We start from the raw sequence: 20,083 nt of genomic DNA on the forward strand, positions 1-20,083 counted from the left end.
ACCAGCCCCAGCATGCGGAGTTTATCCACGACGACCCTGTCCATGGCTGATCTGGTGCCTGGCAGCATGTATGACGTATCTTGTTCCGGCAAGCAGTTGACCATTGATGGAAGCACACCTTTGAAAAATGTGGTCATCGTGACTGATTGCCCTGTGAAAATGTCAAAAGGGGCGGCGCTTGAAGATGTGTTGCTGGTCACAAAGAGCGTTGATAGCAATTCCGTCACGTCGCCAAATGGATTTCGGTTGGGCGCGAACGACTCTTGCGCCGCCGGGGGCGGAGCCCAGATCGTCACATCAGGCGGGATCAACGTGGCCTCTGACCTTCAGATATTCGGAAGCCAATTGATTGCTCAGGGTGATGTGACGTTTGCGGCGTCGGCCGACAGTGTAGAGGGTGCGTCAATCATTTCAGCTGGCAAGATCGACGGAACATCAAACTCTCAGATCGGGTTTTGCAATACCGGCATGGAAGATAATATCGAGATCGATTATTTTCGGATGGTCAGGTAAGTCTCAAATCGCTTGGGCCTGAAAACTTAATCGAGCGCAATATACTTGGGATCACAATGGTTATAGCAGCGCGAGCATGCCTATGGTTTTGCGCATCGTTTGCCTTGTCGGAATCAAGGTTGGGTTTACCTCTACTGGACACCTGCCTTTGATAAGCTGGCGCATTGATGCCTTTGGATTTGACAAATTTGACCCTTCGTTCGGTGCTTGGCGCGTTCTCCCCCGACCTTGTTGCGTCAATCCTCTTGTTGCTCGCGTTTTGGGTCGCACGCATCGTTGTCGTAAGGCTTATCCGAATGAGAAGCGATCTGCCGCCGCATGTGATGCGCCGCTGGATCGCGACAAGCCGGAACGTCTTTCTCATCTTTCTGCTGTTCGGCCTGGTCCTGATCTGGGCCCCGCAATTGCGGACCTTCGCGCTTTCGCTCGCCGCGGTCGCCGTCGCCATTGTCGTCGCGACAAAGGAGATGATCCTGTGCATCTCCGGTTCACTTATGCGCGCGTCGACGCGTGCGTTTGCGGTCGGCGATTGGATCGAGGTATCGGGCGTCCGGGGCGAGGTGGTCGACCACTCGCTGCTCGCCACCACAATGCAAGAGTTCCTGCCGAACTCTTTTCATTATACCGGCCGCACGGCTGTCGTGCCGAACAGCGTCTTTTTCTCCTCGCCGATCCGAAACCTGACTGTGGTACGAGATTACACGTTTCACAGCTTCGCCGTCACGACGGAGGCTGACGTTGATTTGCCAGACCGACAGTCCGATCTGGTTGCCATCGTAGAGCGTCACTACGGTCCGCACCGGGAAGAGGCCGCGCGTGCCAACGCCGGGATCGAGCGGCGCAGTGGTGTCGACATTCTTGACCCCGAAAGCCGCATCCGATTTTCAACGACCGACCTTGGCAAGGCGCGGGTCACGATCAGCCTCTTTTGCCCCACACGTCTTGCAGAGGTTCTCGAAGATGCCGTCACGCTCGAGGTCATGGCGCTGCTGCATACAGCGCGGAAAGAGGAACCGGCCCGAGAGGAAATGCATTGATTTCGCAAGCGCCACATTGCTGTGGCACGTCTGGTCCCGACACCCAAGGAGAGATACGTGGCAATCCTGACAATGGTTCTTGACGCGTTCGGGCTTTTTACTGCGGCAGCGGCAGCGTGGTTCTGGTATCTTTCCGGGAAACGCAGGTTGCGCCGGGTCTCGCGTTTCGAAGAGCTGAATTACGCTGACCTCAATCGTATCGTGACAGCCTTCAACCGTGCGGCGACCCTGAACCGGCAGGCCGCCAAAGCCGCTGCGGCGTCAGCTGCCGCTCTTATGCTCAGGTTTGCTGCCGACCTCGCGGCGCAATTTTGAAAGTGGCGCAATCCAAGAAGGTTAATGGCGCTGTAGTGCAACTGGCGCGTGATGCATCAAAGCCATTTTCCCCATCAACGTCAGAAGGCCGGGACGCGGATCATCAGGGCGACTTGTCAACGGATCGACGGGCTAAACAGGCACCGACACCATAACCACAGTAGACTGCTCTTATCATGGTAAACCTTGAACAATTCATCAAAGAAATCTCGGGCACGTTGCCGGAAGGAACGATGACGGTTGCCATCTTGTTGGCTGCATTGGCGGCGGGATATCTGATTAATCGCCTGCTTGTTCTGGCTGTGCAAAGGTCGCTGGCCAACAGGGATGAATTTTGGCGTTCCTTGATTGCGCGAACCCGTCGCCCGGTCCGCTTTATTATCCTGATCCTTGCCTTTGCTTTCGGCACTGCCGTGGCCCCGATCAATCCGTGGGCCGCTGGCATTGTCCGCGACGCGCTGATGCTGTGCGTCATCGCCGCCATCGCTTGGCTACTATACACCGCCATGCACATCTGGGCCGCTATTCATCTGCGGCGATATCATGTCGATCAAGAGGACAATCTGCTTGCGCGCAAGCACATCACACAATCCGGCATCCTGCTACGGGTTGCCAGCATTTTGATCATTACGATCGCCATTGCAGCGATGCTCATGACGTTTGAGCCGGTCCGGCAATACGGGGTCAGTCTTCTCGCCTCTGCCGGTGCCGCAGGTCTGGTGGCTGGCCTCGCACTTCAGCCACTGCTCAAAAACATTTTCGCTGGCATACAATTGGCCACAACACAGCCGATACGCATCGACGACGCGTTACTGATCGAAAACGAATGGGGTCAGGTGGAAGAAATCACATCGACCTATGTCGTGGTGCGTCTGTGGGACTGGCGGCGGTTGATCGTTCCGCTGAGCTATTTCATCGAAAAGCCGTTCCAAAACTGGACGCGCGAGACGTCCGATCTGATCGGCACGGTCCTGATATATCTCGACTACACTGCGCCCATAGATGTCATCCGCAACCAAGCGCAGCAGATCGCACGAGAGTCAAAGCTGTGGAATGGAAAAGTGTTCAATCTGGCGGTGACCGATTTTCGTCCCGACGTGATGGAGGTGAGGGTGCTGGTCTCTGCCAGCAGTGCGGGACATGCTTTTGACTTGCGATGCGAGATGCGTGAGAAGCTTATGTCCTTTATTCAGGGCGAATATCCCGGTGCTTTGCCGCAGACTCGGGCCGAAATTAAATCCGGAACGCCATAAAGAAACAGCAAGGAACACCTTTGTCACGGCAGCGGCATCAGTGCGTAACAGCGCGTGATCGAGTTGTGTTTTAAACGCGGTAACGACTTTGGCTCGCCCGGTAGCGTTTTTCTTACTTTGATAGATGTTCCGCGCAGCAATGGATCATTGCCTGAGATGCCGCGTTATGTCCTGATACAAGCCGGGCAAAGAGTGGCGAGATGCAAGAAAGATACCGCGAGGGGCCGGGGCCGATTGAAGGAACGACGCCTGATCTGGAAGGGGACCAGCCTGCGGCGAAGAAAGAAGCAGCGGGCGAGGTCGGTCGCGGGCGCCGGGCTTGGCGGCCATACGGCATCCAACTTGTGGGCTGGCGCGACATAATCATCAGATCGGGCCGCCGGGTCGGACCAGAGCTGTTTCCCCTCTTGGCGGCGGGCATCGCATTCTTTGGCATGTTGTCGCTGTTTCCGGCAATCGCCATGCTAGCGGCACTGGCGGGCATGGTATTCGAGCCGGATCTGGTCGTCGATCAAATCGACGCATTCGAGGGCGTGGTCCCGCCCGAACCTTTGACTGTTGTGCGCGACCAGGCTGTTGCGCTTGCCGGTCAGGCGACCGGCCAAGCGACAGCGACAGCGCTGTTCAGCCTTGCGCTTTCGCTTTTCTGGGCTTCGCGGGGCATCGATAACCTTGTGAGCGGTATCAACTTGGCACATGCAGAGGCTGAGACGCGCAGCATCGTCGTGCGCAATTTCATCTCGCTCTGGTTGACCGGTATCCTTGCGATCATGGCCCTTGGCACGATTTTTGTAGCGCTAATTATACCGCCGTGGATCGAGACATCTACGCTTTCGGGTTGGAACGATACCATCGCCACGGTTGGCCGCTGGCCGCTCCTTGCGATGCTGTCGATGTTGTCGCTTGGGATGATCTACCGGCACGCGCCAGCCCGGCGTCCACCACGGTGGAGCTGGGTTACGCCCGGCGCCGTCATCGGAACGGCACTTTGGCTGGGCGGCTCATGGCTGTTTTTCGCCTTCGTGCGGAATATTGCCAGCTACCAGCCAACCTACGGCACGCTCGCAGGTGTCGTGATCCTTTTGCTCTATATCTGGCTGACGGCTTTCGTGGTGCTTTTGGGCGCACTTTTGAACGCAGAGATGGAACACCAGACGGCGCGGGACACCACGCGCGGTAAGGTCCGACCGATGGGGAAACGTGATGCCAGAATGGCCGATACGCTTGGCCGAAAGCCCTGAACGCGGCGATTATGATGGGTCTTAAATCTCACCGCGGCATCGCGTCTGTTTAGGAACTGCTGCGCTGCGGCAGTTCAGGTTTTACCAAAATATGTTGGGCCTCGCTGCGGCCGCCGATCCGGCTGAGCAATGTATCGGCGGGACCGATTTCGGTCCCGCGACAGTCCTTGGGTGGCTGCGACGATGCTGTGCGGCTTCAGAATTGACGCGTCTTGATCCCCAATCATCGACTGGGCAATGTCGCTTTGCCTTTTTCCGGACAGAGTCAGTGGCAACCCACTTCGTCTGCGCCACGTTCATATCCTTTGGTATAAGAACAGGTATTCGCACAGCGCTGTTAACCAAGCTTCTGCACGATATCTAAAAATAAAAAATTAGGCGATCCTTTCTCTGGGACAGCGAGAGAGGTCAATATGTTTATCCACTACAGTAACAGGATTCCAATTCGAAAATTAGCTGGTACTGCCTTGGTGGCTCTTTCGTTTGGTGCATGTTCGCCCAGTATTGATGCAGGGTCGCAGACCAATCCAATTGTTGGACCGCCAGTTACCAATAACAGCACACCCTATACAATATGCCTTACGGAACTTGCAAAGAATCCGGGGCTGAACCGTCCAACTTTTGCAGTTGGCAATATCACGGACAAGACCGGCAAACGCGCTTACGACGCTGCCAACGACAGCACGGAGGTAACGCAGGGTACGTCCGAAATGGTCATCAGCGCATTCTATAAGACGCGTCAGGTCAATCTTGCAGAGCGGCTAGATCCGCGGATCGCGCTGTCCGAACAGCAGCTTGTCCAGACAAATATGATCAAACGTCCGATTGGTGAACCGGATGTTGCGCCTGCGCATTTCCTCGTTCTGGGCGCAGTCACGGAGCTGAATTATAACATTCATTCAGGTGGCGAGCGGTTGTTCGTCGCCGGTGTTGGCGCCAGCCGGCGCGCCGCCGTCATTAATGTGGGGCTCGATCTGCGCCTGATAGATATGAAAAGTCTGGGAACGGTTTATGTCACCAGTCTTCAAAAGCAGATCGTTGGCGTTGAATATGAAACGGGTATTTTCCGTTTCTTTGGCGACCAATTTGTAGAATTCGACTCCGGTAAAGTTCGCAATGAACCATTGCAGCTTGGAGTGCGATCGGTGGTGGAATTGGCGGTTTACCAAATCCTCACCGAAGGGCTCGGTTTGCCAGCAATTCCGTATGAAGGCTGTCAACCGGGAGGGGAATACCCCGACAAACTAGACGAAGCCAACTCAAATGAGGAAGAAACATGATGAATATGCAAAAACTCGTAGTCTCCGCAATCGCCATCTGCGCCGCAGCGCCGGCAATGGCTTTTGACACAGTGACGTGGAACTGGAACGCCGACGTCATATCTTCTGTCACGACGAATGCAGTCAGTGACGTCGTGGTTGCCCCGACCGGACTTGAGCAGGTCGAGGTCGATCAGACCAGCTTGGGCGACTTTGCATCGACCAGCTCCTCGCTGGGCATTACCAACGATGTGGTCAGCCTTTCGGGACTGACGCTTGATGATGTGCTTGCGGTCGAGACGTCTTCGACTGTGCTGGGCAACAGCGCAGCACTCGAAGCAGACGTTTCCACCCAATACGATGCCATCCAGACGTTCGGCGGCGTCGACCCGCTTTTGGGCACCTTGGACGTGTCATTGCCGGGAACATTGACAGCGTCGTCGACGACGATCGGTGTGATCAACGGGACTGTCGACAGCGACGCGACCTCGCTTGCCAACAACTTTACGGCAGACCTTGTGACCACATCGGGGTCGGATGCTTTCCTGGTGGGTAACAACGTTCAGACGGCCTATGCGGTCGGGACGTCCACGTCCTTGGTGGATCTTGTCTCGTTCACTGACGTGACCGGTCTCGGCACGCTTGTCGATCCGGCGGTTTCGTCTGTCGCAACCTCGATCGGCAACAACATCGGTGTGACGATCGACGGGATCAACTGATCGGGACACGCATCTGCCAGCGTTTGCCGTTTCTCGACGTCCCCCCAAAGGCAAGGGCAGGTGCGTCAGGCGGTTCGGGATTTTTTCCCGGACCGCCCCAATCATCAACAGATGGAGAAGAAAATGAAAATCATCGCACCCCTAAGCATTTGCCTGCTGTTACCGCTTGAGGCTGTCGCAGGCGAAACGCCTTTCGTCATCGGTTCGCGGCCTTGGAATTTTGCACCGCGCAGCAGGGAAAACCACCTGACCCTGCACATGCGCGGTCCTGACGCCATGAGAGCGACCAAAGGAGACGCAGACGGGCCGTCGGGCGCGTCTGGACCCGGCTACGTTTCCAATTCCTATGCCATCGGAAACTGGGTTCAGGTATACATGACGCTGGGCGATGGGTCCGAAGGCCTGATCATGATCGAGAACGACCAGACGAATAATGGCAAACAGCAATCGGTATCGGATATCCTGGGTGATTTGATCAAGACGTATCAAGGCGATGATCAGGTGAATCATTCGCAGTAGGCGACCGCCATGACAAAAGCAGCGCATGCATCTGCTTTTTACACGCTTTGGATTACAAGAGGTTCATGTCTCGCGCGATGATCACCGCGTGGGTTCGGTTACGGGCCTCAAGCTTGCGGAAAAGCGTTTTGACATACAGTTTTATCGTCACTTCCTGCAATTCCAGATCGCGGGCAATTTCCTTGTTGGATTTGCCTTCGGCGATGCCACGAAGCACTTCGGTTTCTCGCGGACTGAGATCACCGACCGTCGTGTCATCCTGTTGCATGAATCCGTATGGCACGAAAACTTCGCCCGCAGCCATAAAGCGTACTGCAGAGGCCATGGAGCGTGATGCCATCGTTTTTGGAATAAACCCAGCAGCACCGGAACCAATCGCTTCCTCTGCGACGGCGCGAGAGGCATTGCCTGACATCAGCGCCACGGGATGGCCATCGTTTGACTTTCTCATACGTGCAAGACCATCGAGACCATTCATGCCTGGCATCTTGTAGTCGAGTAGTACGAGATCGAAGCGGCCAGACTTTTCGACAGCAGCCAACGCCTCGTCAAGTGTCGCAACGGTCGTGACAAGAATATCGCCTTCCTGCTTCAGCAATGCGGCAATCGACTCGCGGACCAGATCGTGATCGTCGGCAATCAAAAGGCGCAAGTCCGAAGTCTGTGTGTGGGGGTCAGGGTCAATCATGGCATAAAGCCTTAACAAGTTCGGTCGTTATGAAATTTTCACCCTTGGCATGAGCTTTCAAACTAGATTGAGGTCTGTTGGCCGTTACAAAGCGATCAAGCCAAAAATCGATCATGCTGGGCTTTCTTGCGTATTCTTCGGTGAACAATCCACCGCGATACCTTAACCATAGGTATCAGGTTACTATCCAAAAGTATAGTCGCATATTCCAATGCCACGCTGATCTGTATCTTGGAACATGCGAATACTCTTGAGCGTGAAAGCCTGACATTCGGAGAATACACAATGAATTTCGCTCGACATCTGTATGCCTTGCTGATCGCCGTCTTTCTGCCTTGGGGCGCCGTCATTGCAGAAGATTTGCCTGCACCAACGGGCGAGGTTCTTCTGACGGTATCCGGGGCTGTGCCTATGACCAACTCGAACGAGACAGCGCAGTTCGACATGGACCTGCTGCGGTCGCTGGGGGACGTCAACTTTACGACCACAACGCCTTGGACGACCGGTCAACAAAGCTTCACAGGTGTCCCGTTAAGGGAATTGCTTGATCAGCTTGGTATACGAGAGGGCAAATTAACGGCGACGGCTATCAACGATTACGCAGTTGATATCCCCTTGTCCGATGCGGTCGAAGGCGGCCCGATCATCGCCTACCTGCATAATGGTGAGCCGATGTCAGTGCGCGACAAGGGTCCGCTTTGGATTGTCTATCCCTACGATGCGAACAAGGCGTATCAATCTGAATCGGTCTATGCCCGTAGCATCTGGCAGCTCGACCGTATCTTGGTTTCGGACTAGATTTCAGCGAACAGCGCAGGGATTGCCATGCCAGCCAAGAGAGGAAAGCCATTACACTCCACCCTTGGCAAGAACCTGCTGAGCGTTGCAATGGCTGTGATCGCTGTGGCCGTCGCGGTCAGCGTCATCACCGCAATCTTACTGGCGAATAATATCCAGAACGAAGTCGACGGCTTGGCTTCCGTCAACTCTGACGCCACGCAATGGTCGCTGGCCCAAACCGAAGTGGACCTGCTGGCGCTACAGGTGGCAGTCAACGCCGCCTTGGCCGACGAGGACGGTACGCTCGCCAATGCCCGGCGGCGGTTCGACATATTCTACAGTCGGGTCACAGTCACATCAGAAAGCCGCCAATTCGCTGAACTGCGGTCCCAGGATGGCGCGGACGAAGCGCTTATCGCGATGAATGCCTTTCTTGATCGGCAAGTCACGCGTTTCGATGCTTCCGATGCCGTTTTGCGTGCCGCGCTTCCGGATATCGTTCAGGATTTGGAAGACCTGCGCGATCAGGTTCGCACGTTCTCCTTGTTAGGTGTCAAGCTTTTCGCGTTGGCAAAAGACGAGCGACGCGAAGCTTTGGCGTTGTTGCTGACCCGTCTCGGGATTCTGACCTTCGCTCTTGTTTTCACGCTCTTACTGGTCGTTCTAGTACTTCTTTGGATGATCCGCAGAAGTGCGCGCGCAGAGATCGCGGTGGAAAATGCCCGAAACCGGCTGCAAGAGGTGATTTCCACGTCGATTGACGGCATCCTTGCGATGAATCTGCAAGGTCAGGTTGTGGATTACAACGGCGCGGCGGAGCGGATATTCGGCTACACGCGTGACGAGGCGATCGGCCAAGATATGGCGGACCTCATCATACCTGATCATCTGCGCAATTCACACAATGCCGGTATGAAACGCTTTCGTCTGACGGGTGAAAATCACGTCGTGGGCGCAGGTCTTTTGCAACTCGAAGCGAAGCGAAAGGATGGCGCCGTTTTCCCCGTCGAGGTGACCATCGCTTCGGTCGACGCCGATGGTGAACAGATTTTTGTCTCCTTTCTGCGCGATGTCTCTGCGCGCGCTGCTGTTGAAAAGGAACTTGTCGTGGCGCGGGACAAGGCCGTGGCGGGCGAGAAGGCAAAGGCAGAGCTTCTTGCCGTCATGAGCCACGAAATGCGCACCCCGCTGAACGGGCTGCTCGGGACGATGGTTTTGATGCAAGAGACCCGGCTTGCGCCCAAGCAGAAAAAATATCTGTCGGCGATGGAAACCTCTGCCAGTCTACTCTTGAGCCACGTCAATAATGTACTGAGCATTTCTGGCGCCGAGGCCGGACAATTGGACCTGAAGCCTATCGAAATCCGCCCCGACGAACTGTTTCGCCAGCTAGTGGCCAGCCAGCAATCAAGCATTTCCGCCAACGGAAACGCAATCACTGTATCGACAGGGCAGGGCCCGGAAATTGTCTGGGCCGACCGGACACGGCTTCTTCAGGTGCTTCTCAATCTTTTGGGCAACGCGAACAAATTCACGCGTAATGGGCAGCTGGTTCTGGAATGCGACAGCGTACCGGACAGTGACATGGTGGAATTTCGTGTGATTGACGACGGAATCGGTATCGCAAAAGAAGACCAGTCCCGCATTTGGGAAGATTTCCAGATGCTTGACGCCAGTTACAGCCGCGTGACCGAAGGCTCTGGGCTTGGGCTTGCTATCTCCAAAAGGCTTGTCATCGCCATGGGGGGTGAAATCGGCGTCGAAAGCGAGACGGGGAAAGGCAGCCTGTTTTGGGTCCGTCTACCGGTTGGAACCCCCGTCGAAAAAACGACTGTAACGGACAATACGAAGACGCCGATTCATCCGACGGAAACAACGGACGGGACGCTCGACATTTTGCTGGTCGAGGATAACATGATCAACCGCCTTGTCGCGCGTGACATACTCGAAAAGGCCGGCCATCGCGTCGTGGAAGCCGAAGATGGTCACGACGGCATCAAGGCGGCCGCAACCGAATTGTTCGACATCATTTTGATGGACATTTCTATGCCGGTGATCGACGGGGTCACGGCCACGCATCAGATCCGCGAAACGGAAGGCCCCAATCGCAGCACGCCTATCATCGCGTTGACTGCGCATGCGCTCGCCGAGGATCTTGTACGTTTCCGAAAGGCTGGCGTGACGGATACGATCGTCAAGCCGCTGACAAAGAATACCCTTTTGCGCAGCGTGGGTGACATTGGGCCGATCGACAGGACCGGCCGGATCGCAGCCGCAGAGGATGTGTTTTCGGTTTTACGTGCGCAGATCGGCATTCCAAAAACGTTCGCTCTTATCGCGCAATTCATCGCGGAAACTGACCGTCTGGCCAGCAGATGTTCGGATGCAGTCGGGTCGCCAGCAGAAGCGCATGAACTAGCAGACCAAGCGCACAACGCTGCAGGATCTGCTGCAGTGTTTCAGCTGAAAGCGCTCGGGCTTAGCCTGGCGGACCTCGAAACCGCGCTTCGGAGTGATCGTCGTCCGAACTTGCACGCGGCCATGGTGTCTTTCACCAAGACGTGGTCGCAGGCCCGACCAGGTTTGCTTCTACATTCCCAAGGTCTATCAGATTAATCCCTGATGGAACTCAAGCCATTCGTGCGGCTCACGTCGGCGTTTCACTGTCTCTGTGGGGAACTCTGGGGTCACAAAATACCGGGCAAGGACGGCGCACGACAAAACACTTGCATAACCTTATTGAAATTGTCAGGAATAGGTCTGTACCGTTGAATGACTTTGTTTGACTGAAGCAATGGATGCCGAAATCGGGCGTGGCCCGGTGACATCGACCCTTGTGCCAGTTGCCAGATTTATGTCGTTCCGCCTGATACCCGATGACGAATATAAGGAAACTTTATGCGACTTTTTACAACAACAGCGGTTTGCGCCATCGTTGCGACGGCAGCCCACGCGGTTGAATCCGACGATGTGATGACGACCTATGCCGATATCGCTGCCGCGTCTTACGGTGACAGCCTGACCACCGCGCAAGCGCTGCAAACGGCGGTCAATGACTTTTTGGCCGCCCCATCGGCCACGGGGCTTCAGACTGCGCGCGATGCTTGGCTTGCCGCACGTGTGCCGTATCAGCAGACAGAGGTTTACCGCTTTGCCAACCCGATCGTCGACGATTGGGAAGGGCGTGTGAATGCATGGCCGCTGGACGAAGGCCTGATCGACTATGTTGATGCCGCAGGCACGGCACCGTCCGAAGGGTACGACGAAAACCCGTCAGCGGGACTGAACGTCATTGCCAATCCGACGTTTACGCTGTCCGGAACAGAGATCGACGCGCGCACGATCACCCCGACGCTGTTGCAGGACACCCTGCATGAAGCGGGTGGTGCAGAAGCAAACGTCGCCACGGGCTATCACGCCATCGAATTCCTGCTGTGGGGGCAGGACATCGGCCCATATGATGCCACGGCGGGCCAGCGCCCCTGGACGGATTATGCGACAGGTGATGATTGCACCAACGCCAATTGCGACCGACGTGGCGCGTATCTGAAAGCGGCGACAGATCTGCTGGTGACGGACCTGCAGGATATGGCCGACGCATGGGCTGATGGCGGTGCCGCGCGGGCTGCGGTCATGGACGATTCGACCGGACCGATGCGGATTCTGACCGGCATGGGATCACTCAGCTATGGTGAACAAGCGGGCGAGCGGATGCAGCTGGGGCTGTTGCTGAACGACCCCGAAGAAGAACATTCCTGCTTTGCCGACAACACCCATTGGGATCATTTCTATGACGCGCTGGGTGTCCGGAACGTCTATCGTGGCGAATATGTCGGTGTGGACGGGACGGTCACGTCCGGCCCGTCGCTGCATGCGCTTTTGATGGACAGCGACCCCGCCGTCGCGGAATCGCTATTGGCGGCGCTTGATCACACCCAGTTCCAGATGATGGATATGGTCGTCGCTGCCGAAGCGGGGCTGCATTATGACATGATGCTGGATCCGGCCAACACCGCAGGCGGACAGTTGATACAAGACGCAATCGACGGTCTTGTCGCCCAAACCCGCGAGATCGAGCGCGCGGTGACAGCGCTGGGGGGCACGCAGATCGCATTTGAAGGGTCCGACAGTCTCGACAATCCGGACGCCGTGTTCGAATAACCAAAGCAGCGTGCCGACGGGTCTGCGTCGGCACGCATCTGGTCAATCAAGAGGCGACATGCCCAAAACGCAAAGCCCATGTATCGGTGTCTGCAAGTTCAAACGCCCCGGTCCTGCCGGGTCGCATTGCATCGGCTGTTCGATGACAAAGGAACAAAAATCCATTTCAAAGGATCTGAAAAAGAGCCGCGAGCTGGATGCCTTCGTGGCGCTTGTTATGGCCCAGCAGGAACAGATGGGCCGCTACACGCACTGGCCATTGGCCTATGTGAAAAAGGCACAGAAAAAAGGGCGCAAAGTGCCCGACGTGGTGCGCCGGGCAACCTGAGCTTACTGCAGGTGGGCGCGCAGCATCCACGCGAACTTGTCGTGGATACGTCCGCGTTCGATGGCCAGATCCTCTGTGCGAATATCGCCGTGTTTGGCGGCGACTTCTGACAGGCCAGCCAGTGTTGCGCCGATGGTTTCCTGCGCTTCGGCAAGGTGACGGATCATGTCCTTGTCGCTGGCGCGCTCGTCGCCTTCGGACACTTTGGACCGTTCCAGATGCGTCGCAAGCTTTCCTTCGGCTATCTGACCAATGGCGCGGATGCGTTCGGCCAGATCGTCCTGCCCGACAAAATGGTCCTCGTAGATGGTCTGGAACAACTCGTGCAGCGGGCCAAACGCCATGCCGGTCACGTTCCAGTGAAAGTTCTGCGCAAGCATTGTGGCCACGACAGTTTCGGCGACAGCCTGATTGAGTGCTGTTGCGATTTCTGTGCTGGCGTCTGGGCTAAGATCGGATGCAGTTTCGGCCATGATCAATTCCTTTGCTGTTGTATCGTTAATTAGGTCGTTCGTTTTCCTGCGCCATGCCCCTGACCAGCAATCGTACCGTATGAAGCGATGCAGGTTTCACCCTGCGTCGCAAAAGGAAACGTTCGCTGTCAACATCACCGCGCCTGACGGCATCGACGACGGCCAGCAGCCATTCTTCGTCAAACGTCGCCCCGCGTGTGCCGGGCCGCCAGATCACGGGTCTGCGTTCAAGCACCTGCGGAAGGATTTTAACCAGCTGAGCTGCAAAGACATTGGATGATGCGGTCGGGTCGATGGTCGCACAAGCCGTGGCCGATGCGCGCGCCGCAACCCGGCAGTCCAGTGCAGACATGCGGATCAACGTCAGCAGCGGTAATTCCGGTGACGCTGCATCGACTTGTTTCAGTTGTGGTTGAGCCATATCGCCTTGACGTCCTGCTGTATTCCGACAAATATAGTCGGAATAATATCTGTTGGGAAGTATTTTTTGTCCGTGCGTGCGATCTTCATGGTGCTGACCCCGTTTCTGGCAGTCGGCGTTGTCAGCGCAAATCAGTCAGCACCCGACCTTGAACCGCATCTGGAACACGTCCCTTGGACTGCGGCAGAGGCCGACAGGGCAGCGCGGGCTTTGGCCCCGCCTGATCGGTTCGATGCCCCCCGTCCATTCGCGGCAAAGTCCGGCGGTGCCGGGACGGTGCGCCGCATGACGAACGTGCAGGCCTTCAGCCAACCGCAAGATAATCTTAGCTTTGCGCAGGGCGCCGATTTTGCGGTCGGGAACGGGTTGTTTGAACGCCTGTGGGTATCCGCCCCGGCGTCCACGATCGCATCCGATGGGCTGGGCCCACTGTATAATGCGCGGTCATGTCAGGACTGCCATATCAAGGATGGACGCGGCCACGCACCGACCGGGCCGGACGATGACGCCAGCAGTCTGGTTGTGCGTCTTGGCCGTGCGATGCCGTCAGACGCGGACCTGAGCGCGCTTGAAAGCTACCTTGGCTTTGCGCCTGACCCTGTCTATGGGGCGCAGTTTTCCGACCTGTCACTTGCGGGCATCCCGGCAGAAGGCCGGGTCCGCATGGATTGGGAGACGGTAGAGGATGTGACTCTTGCGGGTGGCGAAACGGTCAGCCTGCGCAAACCTGTGCTGACGCTTGATGGTCTGGCCTATGGGCCGCTGCATCCCGATACGCGGCTCAGCCCGCGGGTCGCGCCGCAGATGATCGGACTTGGCCTGATCGAAGCGATCCGGGCAGAGGATATTCTGGCCCGTGCAGACCCCGATGATACAGACGCCGACGGCATCAGTGGACGGGCGCATATGGTCTGGTCGCCCGAATACGATCAGCCGATGCTGGGCAGGTTCGGGGTGCGGGCGACCACGCCGACATTGCGCCAGCAGGCGGCGGATGCGTTTCACAGCGATATCGGTATTGCCTCGCCGCTGCGTCCTGACGCGTGGGGCGATTGCACCGAAACACAAACCGCCTGCCGTGCCGCACCCGATGGCATGGATGCAGCACAAGACGGGTTCGAAATCGCAGCAGATGCGCTGGACCTTGTCACCTTTTACAGCGCGACCCTTGCGGTGCCCGAACGTCGCAATCCTGCTGATCCTCAGGTTCTGCGCGGGCAAGCGGTGTTTCACGATGCGCAATGCGCCGCCTGCCACACCCCCGCCTATGTCACGCATCGCCTGCCGGACCGTCCGCAGCATGCGTTTCAGCTGATCTGGCCCTATAGCGATTTTTTGCTACACGACATGGGTGACGGGCTAGCCGATGACTTGCCTGCCGGTGATGCGACCGGATCGGAATGGCGCACGCCGCCGTTGTGGGGACTGGGGCTGGTGCAGACCGTTTCACCCGAGGCCGGATTTCTGCACGATGGCCGGGCCCGCACCCTGACCGAAGCCATCCTGTGGCACGGCGGCGAAGCGGCGTCCGCCCGTGCGAATTTTGTCGATTTATCACCTGATGACCGCGCGGCCCTGACCGCATTTCTGGAGTCGCTATGATCCGTATCCTTGTGTTTATGCTGGCTGCGTCACCAGCGTTTGCCGATGTCGACGCCGTGATCGACCGGCATGTGTTGCCACGGGTCGAAACCTTTGCCGCCGCGTCGGGCCGGCTGGCTGATACACCCTGCGAGGTTGACGCGCTCAAACCCGCATTTGTTGATGCCGCGACGGCCTGGGCGGGCATGTCGCATCTGACGCTTGGCCCGGTCGAAACTTTGGGGCGGGGGCGGTCCATTCTGTTTTGGCCGGACACCCGTGATGCAACGGGGCGCGGTTTGCGGTTGCTGATCGGGCAGGGCGAAACGGCCTGGACACCGGACGCGATTGCCACCGCGTCAGTCGCGGCGCGGGGTCTGGGGGCGTTGGAACGGCTTTTGTACGAACGCGACGCGCAGCCCTGCGATCTGACGCTTGCCTTGACCGCCGATCTTGCTGCAAGTGCGGCTGCGATCCGGGATGGCTGGACGTCAGAATTTGCCGACCTGATGCGGACCGCCGGTGCGCCTGACAACACGCGCTTTTTGGCCCCGGAAGAGGTCGAGGCAGCATTTTACACAAGCTTGGTCACCGGGCTGGAATTCCTGATCGAACAGCGGCTGGGGGCGCCGCTGAATACCTATGACGATCCGCGCCCGTTGCGGGCGGAACTGCGACGCGCGGACCTGTCGGCACCGATGATCGCGGCCCAGATCGAAGCCTTGCTAGAATTGACACGGCAACTTGGCCCCGCACCGGACGCGGAAAAAAGCCTGACCGATGCGCTGATGCGTGCCCGCGCCATTGATGACCCCAGCCTTGCCGGTGTGGCCGACCCGATGGCGCGCGCGCCCATCGCGGCGATCCAATCCCTGCTGGGTGCTGCGCGGCGGCAAATCGAAAGCGAGATCGGGACAAAGATGGGGATAACGGCCGGTTTCAACGCACTGGACGGCGACTGATGCAGGGCCGCCGTTCATTCTTGCGCGGCTGTGGCGCAGCACTGGCGACCTGTGCCGCACCCACGCTGACATGGGCGGACGTTGGCGCACCTGTCCTGCTGGCGGCGGCACGGGACCGGGATGACAGGTTCACGTTGTATGGCATAAACCGGCAGTTGGACATTTGCTTTCGTATCCCGCTGCCCGGTCGCGGCCATGCCGCAGCCGCACACCCGGCCAGACCAGAAGCCGTGGCGTTCGCCCGACGTCCGGGGACCTTCGCACTGGTGATCGACTGTAGCGCGGGCGTGGTGCGTCAACGTCTGGATGCCCCGCCGGGGCGGCATTTTTATGGCCATGGTGCATATATCGACGACGGGGCTGTGCTGGTGACCACGGAAAACGCGTTCGACACTGGCAAAGGTCAGCTGGGCCTGTGGGATACAACGGCAGGCTACCGCCGGATCGGAGAAATCGCATCCGGCGGTATCGGTCCGCACGAAATTGTCCGTCTGCCGGGCACACAGACATTGGCCGTGGCCAACGGTGGAATCCGCACCCATCCGGACCGGGCGCGCGAAAAGCTGAACCTTGCGACCATGCGTCCGAACCTGACTTATGTGAACGATGGGCAATTGGTGGCGCAGGTCACATTGCCGCGCGATCTGCGACAGGCGTCGATCCGTCATTTGTCCGCGCGGGCGGATGGCGCCGTTGCGATGGCAATGCAGTGGCAAGGTCCGGATGACCAAGTGGTTCCGCTTTTGGGAATTCACCGTGCGGGGCAGGCCATCGATCTGCGGTCAGCCGATGACACGCTGCAACGCAGGTTGGACGGCTACGCCGGATCGGTGGCCTGGTCCGGTGACGGGACAAGGGTCGCCATAACGTCGCCGCGCGGCGGTGTTGCGCATATCTTTGGCGACGATCCGGCCCCCACGGTGCTGGCGCGTTCGGATGTCTGCGGTGTCGCCGCGTTCGCAGGCGATTTTGCATTCACGGACGGGCTTGGCGGTATGCTGACCCCGGTCGGACTGCGCCGCATGGCGGTCGCATGGGATAATCATCTGGTGCCAATCGTCTGAACGATGGCCGGATTGTCAGTCAAATCAGTGACCCAACAAACGTTAACATAAAATAAGGCAAGTCGTCTGAACTCTGCTGCACCATGGCCGGAACGAAATGGCTGTTGGGCATGTTTGACGATCACAATCAATCGTGGTCGCAAGCACAAAGGAGAATTTATGTTTCACCATTCCGAAAAGCTGCAATACAAGGTACGGGTCGACACCCCCGATCCGCAATTCGCAAAACTGTTGCAGCAAGCCATTGGCGGCGTCGAAGGCGAAATTCGCGTTGCAATGCAATACTTCTTTCAGGCGATGGGTGCGCGCGGTGATGCTAAATACCGCGACATGCTGATGATGACCGCGACCGAAGAATTGAGTCATATCGAATTTCTGGGTCATGCTGTCGCACTGAACCTAGAAGGCGCGCCCGTCACCACACAGGAAGAAGCCGCCAAAGACCCCATCGTCAACGCCATTCTGGGCGGCATGAACCCCCGCCACCTGTTGTCGTCCGGCCTGTCCGCCATGCCGGTCGATTCTAACGGCGTGCCGTTTGACATGAGCCATATCTACGCGACCGGAAATCTGGCCGCAGACATGACCGCCAACGCGATGGCCGAAGGGTCGGGCAGGGTGTTGGCGTCGCGGCTTTACAACATGACCGACGACAAGGGCATGAAGGACATGCTGTCTTTCCTGATCGCGCGCGACACGATGCACCAGCAGCAATGGCTGGCTGTGATCGACGAACTGGGTGGCATGGAAGCGGCATTGCCGATCCCGAATTCGACGCCGGAATCGCACGAGGCGACGCAGCATAGCTACTATTTCCTGAACACCTCTCTGGATGAACCGACGCCGGAAGGCCGCTGGACTAGCGGTCCATCGCTGAACGGCAAAGCGGAATTCAGCGTGGTGAAACCGCCCGAGCCGCTGGGGCAGAAACCCGATCTGGGCAAGGCCCGCAAGCACAGTGGCGCCCAGAAAGAACAGATGTAAAGGAGACCAAAATGGTTACGACAGTCGGAACAGAAAACAGCGCGGAAAAGCTGGTACAAAACCTGCTGCATCTCGAACATGATGCGATTGCAGCCTACGAATCCACCATCGAACGGCTGGACGACGCAGAGCACAGTGCGCAGATCGAAACATTCCGTCAGGATCACCTGAACCACGTCGCGCAGCTGGAAAAATTCGCGGCCGATCTGGGGATCGAAGCGCCCAGCGGCGGTGACATGAAGCAGATGATGACGACCGGCAAGGTTGCTCTGGCCGATCTGGTTGGTGACGAAGCCATCATCAATGCGATGAAAACGAACGAAGACGACACGGTGCAGGCCTATGAACAGGCATCTGACAACACCGTGGCCGATGGGCAAATGCGTCCGATCTTTCTGCAAGCTTTGGAAGATGAACGTCGCCACCGTGCATGGATGGAAACGGTGACGACGCGCTGATCCATTGTTAAACGGGGGCCGTCATCACGGCCCCCGTTTCAGGATTTGAACCAATTTATTAGCGCTGTTCGGTCTTGCTCTGATATCGTTCCAATTCGGAAATAAGGGATTGTCCGCAAGGCACGCCCATCTGATTGCAGAATTCGGCCCAGACAGCACCGGATGGCAGATCTTTTATTTCTTCGGTCACCATGAACCGTGTGGAAAAATCGAAACTGTCTTCTGCAGCGCGCAAGCGGTGCCATGGTCGCAGCAGCGATTCCAAAAGCGCTTTTTGCATATTGCGCGTCCCGATAACCCAGGCCGCCGTCCGGCTGATGGTCGCGTCAAAAAAATCCAGTCCGATATGCGTGCGGTCCAGAATGTCCGCGCTGACCAATTCGTCCGCCATGGTGCGGATTGAATCGTCCAACAGGATCACATGGTCGCTGTCCCACCGCATCGGGCGCGAGACATGCAGCAGAAGCTCTTTTACGGAAAGGGCCGTTGCCGACAATTTGTCCGCAACGCTTTCGGTGGGGTGGAAATGGCCCATATCAAGGCACAGCAGGGTGCCGCGCCGGATCGCGTAGCCCAGATAAAATTCGTGGCTGCCGATGGTGGCGGCTTCGACGCCAATCCCGAACAGCTTGCTTTCGACGGCGTCTTTCATCCGGGCGGGGTCGTGCGCGTTCGCGAACATCGCATCAAGCGACGCTTCCAACCTGCGCCGGGCTGCCATCCGGTCAACTGGCGTGTCCTTGTAGCCATCCGGCACCCAGACGTTCGTGATGCAGGGGCTGTCCAGTTCCTGACCGAAACGCGCGGCGATGTCGCGGCAGCGTTTGCCGTGCTCGATCCAGAAATCGCGGATGCCTGCGTCGGGGTGCGACAATGTCAGGTTGTCGTCGGCCTTGGAGTGGGCAAAGAACGTGCCGTTGAAATCCAGTTTGACGCCGGTATCTTTGGCCCAGTCGACCCATGACGCGAAATGGTCATAGGTGATTTCGTCACGGTCGGGGGTCTGGTCGGTGTCCATATACATGGCGTGCAGGTTCAGGCGATGCGCGCCGGGGATGTTGCCATAGGCAAAATCCAGATCGGCGCGCAGCTCGTCCGGGGTGCGGGCGCGACCGGGATGGTTGCCGGTCGCCTGAATGCCGCCGCCGGATGCGCCGGTCTGTTTTTCAAATCCCACCACGTCATCGCCTTGCCAGCAATGCATGGAAATCGGGATGGTTTTCAGCCGCGCGATGGCGGCGTCGGTATCGACGCCCCAGTCGGCATATTGCGCCTTTGCCAGATCATAGGCGTGGGTCATGTCGGTTCCTTTCAGCGGTCGCCAAAT

At 57.7% G+C, this 20,083-nt stretch carries 20 protein-coding genes and 1 pseudogene; 17 read left to right on the forward strand and 4 right to left on the reverse strand.

Annotation, left to right across the window (positions count from 1 at the left end):
* The 8 genes and pseudogenes from GZH79_RS10165 to GZH79_RS10200 all read left to right on the forward strand — a co-directional run.
* Window positions 1–513 (forward strand): annotated as a pseudogene (locus tag GZH79_RS10165) (hypothetical protein); the annotation flags it as partial.
* A 296-nt stretch (window positions 514–809) separates the two neighbouring features.
* Window positions 810–1,550, forward strand: coding sequence for a mechanosensitive ion channel domain-containing protein (locus GZH79_RS10170; RefSeq protein WP_211643681.1), 741 nt, complete (start codon window positions 810–812; stop codon window positions 1,548–1,550).
* 57 nt (window positions 1,551–1,607) lie between these two features.
* The gene (locus tag GZH79_RS10175) at window positions 1,608–1,865 is read left to right on the forward strand and encodes a hypothetical protein (RefSeq protein ID WP_211643682.1); all 258 of its coding nucleotides are present in this window, start codon (window positions 1,608–1,610) and stop codon (window positions 1,863–1,865) included.
* A 233-nt stretch (window positions 1,866–2,098) separates the two neighbouring features.
* A complete protein-coding gene (locus tag GZH79_RS10180) occupies window positions 2,099–3,118 on the forward strand; it encodes a mechanosensitive ion channel domain-containing protein (RefSeq protein WP_211643683.1) in 1,020 nt (339 codons plus the stop codon).
* Between the two features lie 200 nt (window positions 3,119–3,318).
* A complete protein-coding gene (locus GZH79_RS10185; RefSeq protein WP_211643684.1) occupies window positions 3,319–4,359 on the forward strand; it encodes a YihY/virulence factor BrkB family protein in 1,041 nt (346 codons plus the stop codon).
* Between the two features lie 413 nt (window positions 4,360–4,772).
* Window positions 4,773–5,639, forward strand: coding sequence for a CsgG/HfaB family protein (locus GZH79_RS10190; RefSeq protein ID WP_211643685.1), 867 nt, complete (start codon window positions 4,773–4,775; stop codon window positions 5,637–5,639).
* Window positions 5,636–6,337 carry a hypothetical protein gene (locus GZH79_RS10195; protein ID WP_211643686.1) on the forward strand — a complete coding sequence of 234 codons (702 nt, stop codon included), beginning with the start codon at window positions 5,636–5,638 and terminating at the stop codon, window positions 6,335–6,337. The genes GZH79_RS10190 and GZH79_RS10195 overlap by 4 nt, the downstream gene beginning before the upstream one ends.
* A gap of 123 nt (window positions 6,338–6,460) precedes the next feature.
* The gene (locus GZH79_RS10200; RefSeq protein ID WP_211643687.1) at window positions 6,461–6,856 is read left to right on the forward strand and encodes a hypothetical protein; all 396 of its coding nucleotides are present in this window, start codon (window positions 6,461–6,463) and stop codon (window positions 6,854–6,856) included.
* A 52-nt stretch (window positions 6,857–6,908) separates the two neighbouring features.
* Here GZH79_RS10200 and GZH79_RS10205 read toward each other — a convergent pair whose 3' ends face one another.
* Complete coding sequence (locus tag GZH79_RS10205; protein ID WP_211643688.1) at window positions 6,909–7,544, reverse strand: response regulator transcription factor; 636 nt, start codon at window positions 7,542–7,544, stop codon at window positions 6,909–6,911.
* Window positions 7,545–7,775: 231 nt separating this feature from the next.
* On the opposite strand from GZH79_RS10205, the gene GZH79_RS10210 reads away from it, so the two are divergent.
* The 4 genes from GZH79_RS10210 (at window position 7,776) to GZH79_RS10225 (ending at window position 12,813) form a co-directional block, all read left to right on the forward strand.
* A complete protein-coding gene (locus tag GZH79_RS10210) occupies window positions 7,776–8,342 on the forward strand; it encodes a molybdopterin-dependent oxidoreductase (RefSeq protein ID WP_349291184.1) in 567 nt (188 codons plus the stop codon).
* 225 nt (window positions 8,343–8,567) lie between these two features.
* Window positions 8,568–10,940 carry a PAS domain-containing hybrid sensor histidine kinase/response regulator gene (locus GZH79_RS10215; RefSeq protein ID WP_211643689.1) on the forward strand — a complete coding sequence of 791 codons (2,373 nt, stop codon included), beginning with the start codon at window positions 8,568–8,570 and terminating at the stop codon, window positions 10,938–10,940.
* A 282-nt stretch (window positions 10,941–11,222) separates the two neighbouring features.
* Entirely contained in the window at window positions 11,223–12,485 is a 1,263-nt protein-coding gene (locus tag GZH79_RS10220) for an imelysin family protein (protein ID WP_211643690.1), read from the forward strand.
* A 58-nt stretch (window positions 12,486–12,543) separates the two neighbouring features.
* On the forward strand, window positions 12,544–12,813 hold the full coding sequence (locus GZH79_RS10225; RefSeq protein ID WP_211643691.1) for a DUF1289 domain-containing protein: 270 nt from the start codon (window positions 12,544–12,546) through the stop codon (window positions 12,811–12,813).
* A 2-nt stretch (window positions 12,814–12,815) separates the two neighbouring features.
* Here the strand turns inward: GZH79_RS10225 and GZH79_RS10230 are convergent, their stop codons facing one another.
* Window positions 12,816–13,286, reverse strand: coding sequence for a DNA starvation/stationary phase protection protein (locus GZH79_RS10230; RefSeq protein WP_211643692.1), 471 nt, complete (start codon window positions 13,284–13,286; stop codon window positions 12,816–12,818).
* 25 nt (window positions 13,287–13,311) lie between these two features.
* Window positions 13,312–13,707 (reverse strand): hypothetical protein, encoded by a 396-nt coding sequence (locus GZH79_RS10235; protein WP_211643693.1) that lies wholly within the window; start codon window positions 13,705–13,707, stop codon window positions 13,312–13,314.
* An 87-nt stretch (window positions 13,708–13,794) separates the two neighbouring features.
* Here GZH79_RS10235 and GZH79_RS10240 point away from each other — a divergent pair, with 87 nt between their 5' ends.
* The 5 genes from GZH79_RS10240 to GZH79_RS10260 all read left to right on the forward strand — a co-directional run bounded on the left by GZH79_RS10240 (window position 13,795) and on the right by GZH79_RS10260 (window position 18,756).
* Window positions 13,795–15,309 (forward strand): di-heme oxidoredictase family protein, encoded by a 1,515-nt coding sequence (locus tag GZH79_RS10240; protein ID WP_211643867.1) that lies wholly within the window; start codon window positions 13,795–13,797, stop codon window positions 15,307–15,309.
* Window positions 15,306–16,250, forward strand: coding sequence for an imelysin family protein (locus GZH79_RS10245; protein ID WP_211643694.1), 945 nt, complete (start codon window positions 15,306–15,308; stop codon window positions 16,248–16,250). Before GZH79_RS10240 ends, GZH79_RS10245 begins: the two co-directional genes overlap by 4 nt.
* Window positions 16,250–17,314 (forward strand): DUF1513 domain-containing protein, encoded by a 1,065-nt coding sequence (locus tag GZH79_RS10250; RefSeq protein ID WP_211643695.1) that lies wholly within the window; start codon window positions 16,250–16,252, stop codon window positions 17,312–17,314. The genes GZH79_RS10245 and GZH79_RS10250 overlap by 1 nt, the downstream gene beginning before the upstream one ends.
* A 159-nt stretch (window positions 17,315–17,473) precedes the next feature.
* Window positions 17,474–18,298 carry a manganese catalase family protein gene (locus tag GZH79_RS10255; protein ID WP_211643696.1) on the forward strand — a complete coding sequence of 275 codons (825 nt, stop codon included), beginning with the start codon at window positions 17,474–17,476 and terminating at the stop codon, window positions 18,296–18,298.
* Window positions 18,299–18,309: 11 nt separating this feature from the next.
* Window positions 18,310–18,756 carry a ferritin-like domain-containing protein gene (locus GZH79_RS10260; RefSeq protein ID WP_211643697.1) on the forward strand — a complete coding sequence of 149 codons (447 nt, stop codon included), beginning with the start codon at window positions 18,310–18,312 and terminating at the stop codon, window positions 18,754–18,756.
* A 58-nt stretch (window positions 18,757–18,814) separates the two neighbouring features.
* On the opposite strand, the gene GZH79_RS10265 is transcribed toward GZH79_RS10260, so the two are convergent.
* Window positions 18,815–20,056 (reverse strand): L-rhamnose isomerase, encoded by a 1,242-nt coding sequence (locus tag GZH79_RS10265; RefSeq protein ID WP_211643698.1) that lies wholly within the window; start codon window positions 20,054–20,056, stop codon window positions 18,815–18,817.
* Window positions 20,057–20,083: the final 27 nt, after the last annotated feature.

This window comes from Loktanella sp. SALINAS62, assembly GCF_018263905.1.
Lineage (GTDB): Bacteria > Pseudomonadota > Alphaproteobacteria > Rhodobacterales > Rhodobacteraceae > Loktanella.